9 protein-coding genes are annotated in these 12550 nt (G+C 75.9%); 2 read left to right on the top strand and 7 right to left on the bottom strand.

The features are described 5' to 3' along the window. Window positions 1–82: 82 nt before the first annotated feature. Window positions 83–658, bottom strand: coding sequence for an acetyl-CoA acetyltransferase (locus tag CSPHI_RS10575; protein WP_075693133.1), 576 nt, complete (start codon window positions 656–658; stop codon window positions 83–85). Between the two features lie 238 nt (window positions 659–896). Beyond that, window positions 897–2279 carry a M20/M25/M40 family metallo-hydrolase gene (locus CSPHI_RS10570; protein WP_075693131.1) on the bottom strand — a complete coding sequence of 461 codons (1383 nt, stop codon included), beginning with the start codon at window positions 2277–2279 and terminating at the stop codon, window positions 897–899. 249 nt (window positions 2280–2528) lie between these two features. Between CSPHI_RS10570 and groL the strand changes: the two genes are divergently transcribed. Both groL and ppk2 read left to right on the top strand, forming a co-directional pair. Beyond that, a complete protein-coding gene (gene groL, locus CSPHI_RS10565; protein ID WP_075693129.1) occupies window positions 2529–4157 on the top strand; it encodes a chaperonin GroEL in 1629 nt (542 codons plus the stop codon). Window positions 4158–4410: 253 nt separating this feature from the next. Beyond that, window positions 4411–5310 (top strand): polyphosphate kinase 2, encoded by a 900-nt coding sequence (gene ppk2 / locus CSPHI_RS10560; protein ID WP_075693128.1) that lies wholly within the window; start codon window positions 4411–4413, stop codon window positions 5308–5310. Window positions 5311–5337: 27 nt separating this feature from the next. On the opposite strand, the gene CSPHI_RS10555 is transcribed toward ppk2, so the two are convergent. The 5 genes from CSPHI_RS10555 to CSPHI_RS10535 all read right to left on the bottom strand — a co-directional run bounded on the left by CSPHI_RS10555 (window position 5338) and on the right by CSPHI_RS10535 (window position 12497). After that, complete coding sequence (locus CSPHI_RS10555) at window positions 5338–6957, bottom strand: FMN-binding glutamate synthase family protein (protein WP_084210385.1); 1620 nt, start codon at window positions 6955–6957, stop codon at window positions 5338–5340. 83 nt (window positions 6958–7040) lie between these two features. Next, on the bottom strand, window positions 7041–10994 hold the full coding sequence (locus CSPHI_RS10550) for a Pls/PosA family non-ribosomal peptide synthetase (protein ID WP_075693126.1): 3954 nt from the start codon (window positions 10992–10994) through the stop codon (window positions 7041–7043). After that, the gene (locus tag CSPHI_RS10545; protein WP_075693124.1) at window positions 10991–11479 is read right to left on the bottom strand and encodes a MarR family winged helix-turn-helix transcriptional regulator; all 489 of its coding nucleotides are present in this window, start codon (window positions 11477–11479) and stop codon (window positions 10991–10993) included. Before CSPHI_RS10545 ends, CSPHI_RS10550 begins: the two co-directional genes overlap by 4 nt. Window positions 11480–11573: 94 nt before the next feature. Next, entirely contained in the window at window positions 11574–11867 is a 294-nt protein-coding gene (locus CSPHI_RS10540) for a rhodanese-like domain-containing protein (protein WP_084210384.1), read from the bottom strand. A 168-nt stretch (window positions 11868–12035) separates the two neighbouring features. Continuing rightward, window positions 12036–12497: a carboxymuconolactone decarboxylase family protein gene (locus CSPHI_RS10535; RefSeq protein ID WP_075693121.1), complete on the bottom strand. Its 462-nt coding sequence runs from the start codon at window positions 12495–12497 to the stop codon at window positions 12036–12038. Between the last annotated feature and the right edge of the window lie 53 nt (window positions 12498–12550).

Genomic DNA, 12550 nt, shown 5'->3' with positions numbered 1-12550 from the left:
CGCGCGCGGGGGGCGGGGACGCCGAAGGCCCCGGGCCGCCCGGCGGGGGCGACCCGGGGCGCACCCGGGGTCCGGTCGGCGCTCAGCCGTGCAGGCGGTTGGCCGCGCAGGTCATCGCGGTCATCGTGGAGGCCTCGGGGGTCTGCCCGAAGCCCATGGTCCAGACCCGGGAGTTGTTGTGCGCCGCGTAGATGAAGGTCGCGGTGGCCTCGAAGATCTCGAACTGGTGGAACTCCAGGATCTCGACCCGGTAGCCGGCGTCGGCCATCAGGTTGGTGACCGCGGAGACCGGGCCCATCGCGGTGACCTCGGCGCGGCGGGTGCGGGTGCCGTGGTCCCCGCCGAGGCCGCGCCCGGTGGTGATGGTGGCGCTGAAGGTGGAGCGCCCGGCCAGGCCCTTGACCGCGGTGAACTCGCGGATCTCCAGGGGGCCGCCGGTGGGGGAGTAGGTGGCGGTGAAGGTGCGCCAGTCCATGCCGCGCGCCTCCTGGCGCAGCCCCCGGGGCAGCCGGTGGCCGAACCGGGCCCGGAACGGGTCCTCGGTGAAGGTGCGGGTCGCCGCCGGCTGGTCCCGGTCCGCGGCGCGGGTGCGCGCCGGGGCGCCCGCGCCGAAGGTCATGGACGTGGAGGTGGATTTGCGGGTGCGGGTGGAGAACATCGTGCTTCGGTCCTTCATGAGGGGCGCCGCCTGGCGGCGCCGGTGCAGATTCGAGATGATCGGACCAACCCTTGCGTGGTGCGTCGTGACGGCCAGGGACCCCGCGTGGAGGGGGTCAGTCCAGGCCTCCACCGGGGTGCGTAGCCTCGGCTACTCGAAGTCGAATGTTCATCTGCATGCAGGCAACCGTAGAGCAGGCCCGGCGGCGGTGCAACCGGTTCCGCCGCATCTCCCCCGATCAGCGGGCCAGGGCGGCGAGGAACAGCGCCTCGGCCACCGCGATGTCCCGGATCTCGGCGGGGTGCACCGACTCGTCGGCGGAGTGGATCCGGCAGGCCGGCTCCTCCACCCCGAACAGGGCCAGCTCCGCGTCCGGGTTGGCGGCCAGCAGATCCGCGCACAGCGGGATGGAGCCGCCCTGGCCGGAGTGGCCGGTGGGCCGGCCGTAGGCGGCGGCCAGGCAGTCGGAGAGCAGCCGCACCGCCGGGGCGGTGACGTCGGCGGCGAAGGGCCGGGCCGGCTCATCGCGCCGGATCTCCACCCGGGCGTGCGCCGGGGCCCGCCGCTCCAGGTGGGCGACGAGGGCGTCCTGGGCGGCGGCCGGGTCCATCCCGGCGGGCACCCGCAGGTTCACCCGGGCGGCGGCCCGGGCGGGCACCGCGTTGACCGCGCCGGTGGCCGGCGGGCAGTCGATGCCGGTGACGGTCACCGCGGGCCGGGCCCACACCAGATCCGCCACCGCCGCCCCGGCGGCGTCGTCGGCGAGCAGGCCCACCCCGTCGAGCACCCCGGCGTCGGCGCGGAAGTCCGCCTCCGGCCAGGGCCGCCCCTCCCAGGTGCCCCCGGCGGGCAGATCGTCGATCCGGGTGCGGCCGTGCTCGTCGCGCAGCGAGTCCAGCAGCCGGATCAGCGCGGCCAGCGCGTCCGGGGCGGCGCCGCCGAAGGAGCCGGAGTGCACCGGCGAGTCCAGGGTGGCCACGGTGACGTCGACGTCCGCGGAGCCCCGCAGGGTGGTCAGCAGGGTGGGCCGGCCCACCTCGACGTTGCCGCAGTCGGCGATCAGGATCACCTCCGCGGCGAAGAGCTCCGGGCGGCGGGCGAGCAGATCCGCCAGCCCGGCCCCGCCGCGCTCCTCGGAGCCCTCCACCACCACCCGGAGGGCGGGGGCGTCCGCCCCGGCGGCGGCCAGCGCCCGCAGCGCCGCCAGGTGCATCACGATATTGCCCTTGCAGTCGGCGGTGCCGCGGCCGTACCAGCGGCCCCCGCGTTCGGTGAGCGTCCACGGGTCGGAGCCCCAGGCGGCGGCGTCGGCGGCGGGCTGCACGTCGTAGTGGGAGTACAGCAGCACCGTGGGCGCCCCGGGGGCGCCGGGGCGCTCGCCGACCAGGGCGATGGAGCCGTCCGCGGTCTCGTGCGCGTCGAGCTCCACCCCGGCCTCGGCGAAGAGCCGGGTGACCGCGGCGGCGGCCTCCGCCGGGGCGCCGGGGTGGTCGGGGTCGTCGTGCACGCTGGGGATGGCCACCAGCTCGGCGAGTTCCGCGCGGACCCGGTCCAGGTCGGCGGCGACGAGCTCGCGGATGCGCGCGGCGGCGGTGGCGTCGGGGGAGTCGAAGTCGCTCATGGGGGCGAGTGTAGGCCCGCGGCCGCCGCGACCGCCGCCTTGCACTCGGATGGTCCGAGTGCTAGAAACGGGCTAGCACTCTCGATCATCAAGTGCCAGCGATGGCGCCGGTGACCGGGGGTGGGCAAACGACAGACGAACAGCCGGCCAGGTGAGGCCCCGGATGGCACTTTCCGGGTCCGTGCCGTCGCGGGCGCCGGGCCGGCGCCATCCCAAGTGTCTCCAACTTCACGGAGGATCGATAGCCTCATGGCCAAGATCATTGCTTTCGACGAGGAGGCCCGCCGCGGCCTCGAGCGCGGCCTGAACACCCTGGCCGACGCCGTCAAGGTCACCCTCGGCCCCAAGGGCCGCAACGTCGTGCTGGAGCGCAAGTGGGGCGCCCCGCTGATCACCAACGACGGCGTGTCCATCGCCCGCGAGATCGATCTCGAGGAGCCCTACGAGAAGATCGGCGCCGAGCTGGTCAAGGAGGTCGCCAAGAAGACCGACGACGTCGCCGGCGACGGCACCACCACCGCCACCGTGCTGGCCCAGGCCCTGGTCAGCGAGGGCCTGCGCAACGTCGCCGCGGGCTCCAACCCGATGGGCATCAAGCGCGGCATCGAGGCCGCGGTCAAGGCCGTCACCGAGGAGCTGTTCACCGGCGCCAAGGAGATCGAGACCAAGGAGCAGATCGCCGCCACCGCCGGGATCTCCGCCGCCGACCCGCAGATCGGCGAGCTCATCGCCACCGCCATGGACAAGGTCGGCAAGGAGGGCGTGATCACCGTCGAGGAGGCCAACACCTTCGGCCTGGACCTCGAGCTCACCGAGGGCATGCGCTTCGACAAGGGCTACATCTCCGGCTACTTCGCCACCGACATGGAGCGCCAGGAGGCGGTCCTGGAGGACCCGTACATCCTGCTGGTCTCCGGCAAGATCTCCGGGATCAAGGACCTGCTGCCGCTGCTGGAGAAGGTCATGCAGTCCGGCAAGCCGCTGCTCATCATCGCCGAGGACGTCGAGGGCGAGGCCCTGTCCACCCTCGTGGTGAACAAGATCCGCGGCACCTTCAAGTCCGTCGCGGTCAAGGCCCCCGGCTTCGGCGACCGCCGCAAGGCGATGCTGCAGGACATGGCCATCCTCACCGCCGGCCAGGTCATCTCCGAGGAGGTCGGCCTGTCCCTGGAGACCGCCGATCTGCCGCTGCTCGGCCGCGCCCGCAAGGTCGTGGTCACCAAGGACGAGACCACCATCGTCGAGGGCGCCGGGGAGCAGTCCGCGATCGAGGGCCGGGTCAACCAGATCCGCGCCGAGATCGAGAACTCCGACTCCGACTACGACAAGGAGAAGCTCCAGGAGCGGCTGGCCAAGCTCGCCGGCGGGGTCGCCGTGATCAAGGCCGGCGCCGCCACCGAGGTGGAGCTCAAGGAGCGCAAGCACCGCATCGAGGACGCGGTGCGCAACGCCAAGGCCGCGGTGGAGGAGGGCATCGTCGCCGGCGGCGGCTCCGCCCTGCTGCAGACCGCGCACGTGCTCGACGATGAGCTGGGCCTGTCCGGCGACGAGGCCACCGGCGTGCGCATCGTGCGCGCCGCCCTGGCCGCCCCGCTGCGCCAGATCGCGCTCAACGCGGGCCTGGAGGCCGGCGTCGTGGTGGAGAAGGTCGCGGGCCTGGACCGCGGCGAGGGCCTCAACGTGGCCACCGGCGAGTACGTCAACCTGATGGAGGCCGGGATCAACGACCCGGTGAAGGTGACCCGCTCCGCGCTGCAGAACGCCGCCTCCATCGCGGCGCTGTTCCTCACCACCGAGGCCGTCGTCGCGGACAAGCCGGAGCCCGCCGCCCCGGCCATGCCGGGCGGCGACGAGATGGCCGGCATGGGCGGCTTCTAGCCCCCCCGCCGGATCCGCGCGGCACCCGATATCCCCCGGGGCCCGCGGCCGGGGCGCCTCCCGCGCGCCCCGGCCGCGGGCCCCGCGGCATGCGCGGCGGCGCCCGCCGGCGGCGGCGCCCGGCGCGGGCCGCGGGGGTGCCCGCGGCGGGGGTGGCCGGCCGGGCGACGGGGGGAACCCGCCCCGGCCAACCGGGGGTGACCTGGCCGTCGATGGCGCGGATCCGCGCCCCCGATGGGGGTACGGTGGAGGCATGGCCGAACCCAAGGAAGAGGATTTCCACATCGTCGATCTGGCAGCCACGGAAGGCTACGTGGTCGATGACTCGGATGAGGATGATCCGATGCTGATCACCCCCGAGGGCACGCCCGTGGACACCTGGCGCGACGACTACCCCTACGACGAGCGGATGACTCGCGAGGAGTACGAGCGCACCAAGCGCCGGCTCCAGATCGAGCTGCTGAAGTGGCAGAACTGGACCAAGGACACCGGCCAGCGGCACATCATCCTCTTCGAGGGCCGCGACGCCGCCGGCAAGGGCGGCACCATCAAGCGCTTCAACGAGCACCTCAACCCCCGCGGCGCGCGCACCATCGCCCTGGAGAAGCCCTCCCCGCGGGAGTCGACCTCCTGGTACTTCCAGCGCTACATCGAGCACTTCCCCTGCGGCGGGGAGATCGTCTTCTTCGACCGCTCCTGGTACAACCGCTCCGGGGTGGAGCGGGTGATGGGCTTCTGCACCGAATCCCAGCACGCCGAGTTCCTCCGCGAGGTGCCGATGCTGGAGAACATGATCCTCGGCTCCGGGATCTCGCTCACCAAGCTGTGGTTCTCGGTGACCCAGAAGGAGCAGCGCACCCGCTTCGCGATCCGGCAGGTCGACCCGGTGCGGCAGTGGAAGCTCTCCCCGATGGACCTGGCCTCCCTGGACCGCTGGGACGACTACACCCGGGCCAAGGAGGAGCAGTTCCGCTACACCGACACCGACGAGTCGCCGTGGATCACGATCAAGTCCAATGACAAGAAGCGCGCCCGGATCAACGCGATCCGCTACGTGCTGTCCAAGTTCGAGTACACCGGCAAGGACCACGAGATCGTCGGCAAACCGGATCCGCTGATCGTCAAGCGCGGCCGCGACCAGATCGGGGACTGACCCCGCCCGGCCGGCGGCCGCGCCGGATCAGCCCAGGCCGGCGGCGGCCGGTCCGGGCCGCGCCGCGGGTTCGCCGAAGGCGTCCGCCCGGGCGTCGGCCCAGTCCTCCAGCCAGGGCGCCGGGGCGGTGCCGTCGAGCAGCGCGCCCGGGGCCAGCCAGTCGTAGAGCCGGTCGTAGGAGACGTCGTCGCCGGGGGCGCCGGTGCCGGCGGGCACCCGGTGCACGATATGGCGCGGGCTGAGCTCGTCGAAGGAGTCCAGGCCCATCGAGGCGATGAGCCGCTTCGCCCCGGCGATGGTCGCCTCCTGGTAGCGGCGCACCCGCGCCGCCTTCTCCGGCACCACGATGGCCCGCTCCAGGCGCGGGTTCTGGGTGGCCACCCCCACCGGGCAGGTGTTCGTGTTGCAGCGCCGGGCCTGGATGCAGCCGGTGGCCATCATCATCGCCCGGGCGGCGTTGGTGAAGTCCGCGCCCAGCGCGATCGCCCGGACGATATCCGCCCCGGAGGTGATCTTGCCGGAGGCGGCGATCTTCACCCGGTCCCGCAGGCCCGCGCCGACCAGGGCGTTGTGCACCATCATCAGCCCGTTCTTCAGGGGCATGCCGACATGGTCCTCGTACTCCAGGGGCGCGGCCCCGGTGCCGCCCTCGGCGCCGTCGACGGCGATCCAGTCCGGGGCGAAATCCGCCTCCCGCATGGCCCGGCAGATGCCCAGGAACTCCACCCGGGAGCCGGCGCAGAGCTTCATCCCCACCGGTTTGCCCCCGGCGAGCTCCTTCAACCGGCGCAGGAAGGCGATGAGCCCGGCCGGGGAGTCGAATTCGGGGTGCGCCGCCGGGGAGACGCAGTCCTCGCCCTCGGGCACCCCGCGGGCCGCGGCGATCTCGGCGTTGACCTTCCGGCCGGGCAGCACCCCGCCGATCCCGGGTTTGGCCCCCTGGCTGAGCTTCAGCAGCACCCCCTTGACCTGGGGCAGCGCCGCCTTGCGGGCGAATTCGGCCTCGTCCAGGCGGCCGTCGGCGGTGCGGCAGCCGAAGTAGCCGGAGCCGATCTCCCAGATCAGGTCCGCGCCATGGGCCAGGTGATGCTCGGTGAGCCCGCCCTCCCCGGTCTCGTGCAGGAAGCCGCCGGCGGCGGCGCCGGCGTTCATCGCCCGCACCGCCCGGCCGGACAGCGCCCCGAAGCTCATCGAGGAGATGTTCAGCAGCGCCGCCTCGAAGGTCTCCCCCGGGGCGGGGTCGGCCCCGGCGTTGGCGGCGCCCACGGTCACCGTCACCGGGGCCTCGATCGGCTCATGCGGGTTCGCCGAATGCAGGAAATGGTCGTAGCCGGCGGTGTAGAGGTCCTTGCGGGTGCCGAAGGCGGTCTCCGCGCTGACCCCCTTGGCCCGGCGGTAGATGAGGCTGCGGGTATCCCGGGTGAAGGGCCCGCCGTCGTCCTCGCCCTCGATGAAGTACTGCCGGATCTCCGGGCGGATCGCCTCCAGCAGGTACCGGGCGTGCCCGATCACGGGGTAGTTGCGCAGGATGGAGTGGTGCGGCTGGTACCGGTCGCGCACCGCGAGCGCGGCGACACCGGCGCCGAGGGCGGCGGCGGCGCGCCGGGCGATCCGGCCGCGGCCGGCGCCGGTGGGGGAGGGGCTCATGGGGATCCTCTCGGGCTGGTGAATGAATACTCTTCATCCAGCCTATCGTCCCGCCGCCGGGCGCCTCCGGCGCCGCCGCCGGCTCAGGCCGGGGCGATCGGGTTGCCCGCCCAGCGGCTGCCGTCGGGCACCCGGTCCCCGCGCATCACCAGCGAGCCCGGGCCGATGCTCGCCCCGGCGCCCACCCGGGAGGCCGGCAGCGCCACCGAATGCGGGCCCAGGCTCGCCCCGGCGGCCAGCTCCACCCGGTCCAGGCTCATCACCCGGTCCTGGAAGAGGTGGGTCTGCACCACGCAGCCCCGGCCCACCGTCGCCGCCTCCCCGATCCGGCACAGATCCGCCTCCGGCAGCCAGTAGCTCTCCAGCCAGGCGCCGCGGCCGATGTCCGCGCCGAGGGCGCGCAGCGCCCGGTTGAGGCCGCCGGTGCCGGTGGCCGGGTTGAGGTACCAGGGCGCGGCGAGCACCTCCACGAAGGTGTCCTGCAGCTCATCGAGCCACACGTAGCGGCTGTACAGCGGATGCTCCCCGGGCCGGTGCACGCCCACGCAGGCGCGTTTCACCGCCACGGTCACCGCCACCGCCGCCCCGCCGGCGGCGAGCAGCGCCACCGGCGCGACCAGCCAGGCCGCCGCCAGGCCCGCCGGCACCGCGCCCGCGCCGCCGCCGGCGGCGCCGGCGACGGCGCGCAGCACCGCGTGCAGCCCGGCCAGGGTGAGCGTGGCCAAGGCCAGGGAGGCCGCCGGCGCGGCCAGCCGGAGCAGCTCGATCGCCGCCCGGGCGGCGCGCAGCCGCGGCGGCGGGGCGTAGGTGCGCGCCCGGCCCCCGCCGGCGGGGGCGGCGGCGACCCGGCGCATCCGCTCCGGGGGGCTGCCCCACCAGTTGGTGCCCGCCTTGGCCTTGCGCGGCACCGCGGAGAGCACCGCCACCAGGCAGTCCCGGCCGAGTTTGCGGCCCGGCCCGGCCACCGCGGAATTGCCCAGGAAGGCCCGCCGGCCCACCCGGGTGCGGCCCAGCAGCAGCCAGCCGCCGCCGAGCTCGTAGCCGGCGACCATGGTGTCGTCGGCGAGGAAGGCCTCCCGGCGGATGTCCATGAACCGGGGCAGCCCCACCGTGGTGGAGATCTCCGCGCCCCGGCCCACCCGGGCGCCGAGCAGCCGGAACCAGGCCCGGGTGCCGCTGGAGGCGTAGAGCGGGAACAGGTCGGTGCGCGCGGCGTCCATCAGCCGCTCCACCGCCCAGGCCCGCCAGCCGGTCGCCGAGCGCACCGGGTGCACCCCCGGGCGGAGCCCGGCGGAGAGCAGCCGCACCAGCGCCGCGGTGAGCGCGGCGTAGCCGGCGAAGGCCGCGATCGCGGCCACCGGGGTCCAAGCCAGGGCCGCGCCGAGGGCGGCGGCCGGCTCCGGGCGGGCCAGCGCGGCCCGGCCCAGGATCGCCGCGGCCACCGCCAGCGCGGCCACCGGCACCAGGGCCAGCAGCAGCGCGGTGCCCGCGTAGATCGGCGCCCAGTACCGCCGGCGCGGCGCCGGGGCGTCCGGGAAGCGGTGCTTGGGCCGGCCCACCGGCCGGGCCGGGGAGCCCGCCCAGCGGGCCCCGGCGCGCACCCGGCGCGCCCCGTCCACGCAGGAGCCGGCCTCCACATGGGCGCCGGCGCCCACCCGGGCCCCCGGCAGCAGGGTGCACCGGGCGCCGACCCGGGCCTCGGCGCCGATCTCGATCGGGCCGACGTGCACCACGTCGCCGTCCACCCAGTACCCGGAGAGATCCGTCTCCGGCTCCACCGAGCAGCGCTCCCCGAGGGTGAGCAGCCCGGTCACCGGGGGCAGCGCGTGCAGGCTCACCCCGCGGCCCACCCGGGCGCCCAGCGCCCGGGCGTAGAGCGTCATCCACGGCGCCCCGGCGAGGTCGCGGGCCCCGGAGGCGTCGGCGAGGCGCTCGGCGGCCCACAGCCGCAGGTGCACCGCCCCGCCGCGGGGGTGCTCCCCGGCGCGGATGCCCCGGGTGAGCGCCCGGGTCACCGCGGCGGTGGCCGGCATGGTGCCCAGCGGGGTGAGGAAGGCCACCGCGAGCAGCGCGGCCAGCCAGCCGGGCACGCCCACCGCCAGCGGGGCGCCGGCCGCGCCGGCGGCCCAGTCCAGCACCGCCAGCCAGGCCAGCCACTTCAGCGCCCGGATGAGCTGCAGCGGCACCATCGCCGCGGCCTGGATCCGGCGGGTGCGCCGCGGCACCGGGGCGATCTCGCGCACCGGGCCGGCCGGGGCGGCCGCCGGGTCCGCGGCCGGGTCCACCAGGCCCCGGGCGGCGAGCTCCTCGGCGAGCCGGCCCAGCCGGGGATGGTCGTAGAGGTCCTTCACCGCCGCCTCCGGGGCGGCCCGGCGGATCCGGGCGATCACGGTGGCCGCGGCCAGGGAGGTGCCGCCGAGGGCGAAGAAGTCCGCGTCCGCCCCCGGCGGCGGCACGGACAGCACCTCCGCCCAGATCCCGGACAGCCACGCCGCCACCGGATCCAGATCCGCGGCCGCCGGGTCCTCCGCCGCCGGCAGCGGCCAGGGCAGCGCCTCGGCGTCGACCTTCCCGGAGGACCGGGTGGGCAGCTCCGCCATGACGTGCAGCCGCGGCACCAGCGCCGCGGGCAGCCGGGCGCGCAGCAGCCGCCGGCAGTCGCCGGGGTCCACCGCGGCGGCGTCCCCGCCGGCGCCGAGATAGCCCACCAGCACCGGCTCCCCGGCCCCGGTGCGCCGGACCAGCACCGTCGCCTGGGTGACCCCGGGCAGGGCGGACAGTTGCGCGGCGACCTCGCCGAGCTCGATCCGGCGGCCGCCGATCTTGACCTGGTCGTCGATCCGGCCCACGAACTCCAGGCCCCGGTCGCCCACCCGCACCTGGTCCCCGGTGCGGTAGGCCCGCGCCCAGCCCAGCTCCGGCGCCGGGGCGTAGGCCGCGGCGTCCTTCGCCGGGTCCAGGTAGCGGGCCAGGCCCACCCCGCCGATCAGCAGTTCGCCGACCTCCCCGGGGGCCACCGGGGCCCCGGCGTCGTCCACCACCGCGAGATCCCAGCCGGCCAGGGGCAGCCCGATGGGGGTGCCGCCGCCGGGGCGCAGCCGGGCCGCGGAGGCCACCACGGTGGCCTCGGTGGGCCCGTAGGTGTTCCACAGCTCCCGGCCCCCGCCGGCGAGCCGGTCCACCAGCTCCGGCGGGCAGGCCTCCCCGCCGACGATGAGCAGGCGCACCCCGTCGAGGGCCTCCGCCGGCCACAGCCCGGCCAGGGTGGGCACCGTGGACACCACGGTGATCCCCCGGGAGATCAGCCACGGCCCCAGGTCCACCCCGGAGCGCACCAGGGCCCGCGGGGCGGGCACCAGGCAGGCGCCGTGCCGCCAGGCCAGCCACATCTCCTCGCAGGAGGCGTCGAAGGCCACGGACAGCCCGGCGAGCACCCGGTCGTCCACGCCCAGCGGGCCCTCCGGATGATCCGCGAGGAACAGCCCCGCCTCCGCGTCGACGAAGGCGGCGGCGCTGCGGTGGGTCACCGCCACCCCCTTGGGCCGGCCGGTGGAGCCCGAGGTGAAGATGATCCAGCAGTCGTCGCCGGGCTCCGGGCCCCGCGGCGCCGCGGGCCCGGCCGCCGCGGGGCGGGCCCGCCGCGCCGGATCCAGGTGCAGGCCGCCGGGCCCGAACCAGCCGGCCACCCCGGCCTCGGCGAAGACCAGCTCCGCGCGGGCGTCCGGGTCATCGGCGTCCACCGGCACGTAGGCGGCGCCGCAGGCCATGGTGGCCAGGATCGCGATGTAGAGCCCCCGCGAGCCCGAGGGCAGGCGCACCCCCAGCCGATCCCCGCGGCCGATGCCCAGCCCGGCCAGCCAGGCCGCGGTGGCGTCCACCTCGGCGAGCAGCTCCGCGTAGGTCAGCGCCGCGGTGCCGTCGTCGAGGGCGGCGGCCTGCGGATGGGCCGCGGCGGTGGCGCGCAGCACGTCGATCAGGGTGCGCGGGGCGGGCGCCGCCGCCGAGCGCAGGTACCGGTCCGGTACGCGGCCGGTCATCGCGGCCCGCCCGCGGGATCCTCCCCGCCGGCATGCGCCGCGGCGCGGCGCAGCGCCGCGCCCAGCGCCGGATCCGCCGCGGCGAGCACCCGCTCCTCGGCGGCGGCGACCCGGGCCCGGATCCGGCGGCGCACCCGCTCCCCGGCGGCGGTGAGCCGGATCAGCCGGCGGCGCCGGTCGCGGTCGTCGCGCACCCGCTCGATGAACCCGCCGTCCTCCAGCCGGTCCAGCAGCCGCACCATGTCGGAGCGGTCCACGCCCAGGGTCTCCCCGAGCTCGCGCTGCGCCCAGGCGGCGCTGGCCCCGATGGTCTCCAGCAGCCAGTAGCCGCGCAGCGGCATCCCGGGGGCGTCATCGCGCAGCGCCGACTCCGCGGCGCGGCGCATCGCCGCGTCCAGGCGGCGCGCCGCCCAGGTGAAGGATCCGGTCACCGCCGCCGGCAGCTCCGGGGCGGGCCGGGGGCGGGGGGACGGGGAGCTCGGCATGGCCCCAGGTTAGCCCACCCCGGCCGGGCCGCCGGGGTGCAACGGCGGACGGGTCCGGGCAGGTCGCGCGGGCCGCGGGCCGGGGCGGGCCGGCTCAGCCGCGCTCGACCGGCCGGCCGTGGTGCGCCCAGTCGATCATCCCGCCGCTGATGTTCACCGCGTCGATGCCGTTGCGCTCCAGCCAGGTGCACACCTGCGCCGATCGGCCCCCGGACCGGCACATCAGGTAGATCTCGGAGTCCAGATCCAGTTCGCCGTAGCGCAGCGGCATCTGCTCCATCGGGATGTTCACGGATCCGGCGGCGTGCGATTCGGCGAACTCCGCCGGGGAGCGGACGTCGACGATCTGCGCGTCCTCGGGGACCTCGGGCACGGGGATGAATTCCATGGGCCGCATTGTAGGGAAGGCTCGGCTGGTGGCGCGGGGCGGGGCGGCGGCGCCCCGCCCGGCGGGCCGCCCCGGGCGGGGCCGGTGCCCGCGGGCGGCCGATCCGGCGACGGCCCCGCCGCCCGCGGATGCGGGGACGGGGCCGCCGGCGGCGGGGCGCGGCGCGGCTCAGCCGCCGACCGGGGTCGCGGACAGGGCGTGCATCCGGTTCCAGCCGTTGATGCAGATCGCCGCCCAGGACAGCAGCGCCGCGGCGTCGTCGCCGAGCACCTCGCGGGCGTGCGCCTGCTCCTCCATGGTGAAGGGCACCCGGGCCGGGGCGCAGGCGATCTCGGCCAGCGCCAGCGCGGCGTGCTCCTGCTCGGAGTAGACGTCCCCGGCCTCCCGCCAGGCGGCGGTGACGGAGAGCTTCTGGGTGCTCAGCCCGGCCTTGAGGCCCTCCCGGACGTGCACGTCCAGGCAGAAGGCGCAGCCGTTGATCTGGGAGCAGCGCACGAAGACGAGCTCGATGAGATCGCGGCCGACGCCGATCTCCTCGGCCCGCTTCCAGAGCGCCTGGGTCTGCGCGGCCTGCGCCTTGAACGCGGCGGGGAAGGCGTCGCCGAGGGCGAGGCGGTTGTCGTTGCTCACGGTGGGGGTTGCCTTTCGGGAGATGACGATGAGACCTCCCCAGCATACCCCCC

The sequence above is a fragment of the Corynebacterium sphenisci DSM 44792 genome, assembly GCF_001941505.1.
Classification (GTDB): domain Bacteria; phylum Actinomycetota; class Actinomycetes; order Mycobacteriales; family Mycobacteriaceae; genus Corynebacterium; species Corynebacterium sphenisci.
This window is presented reverse-complemented; position numbering and strand designations above follow the sequence as displayed.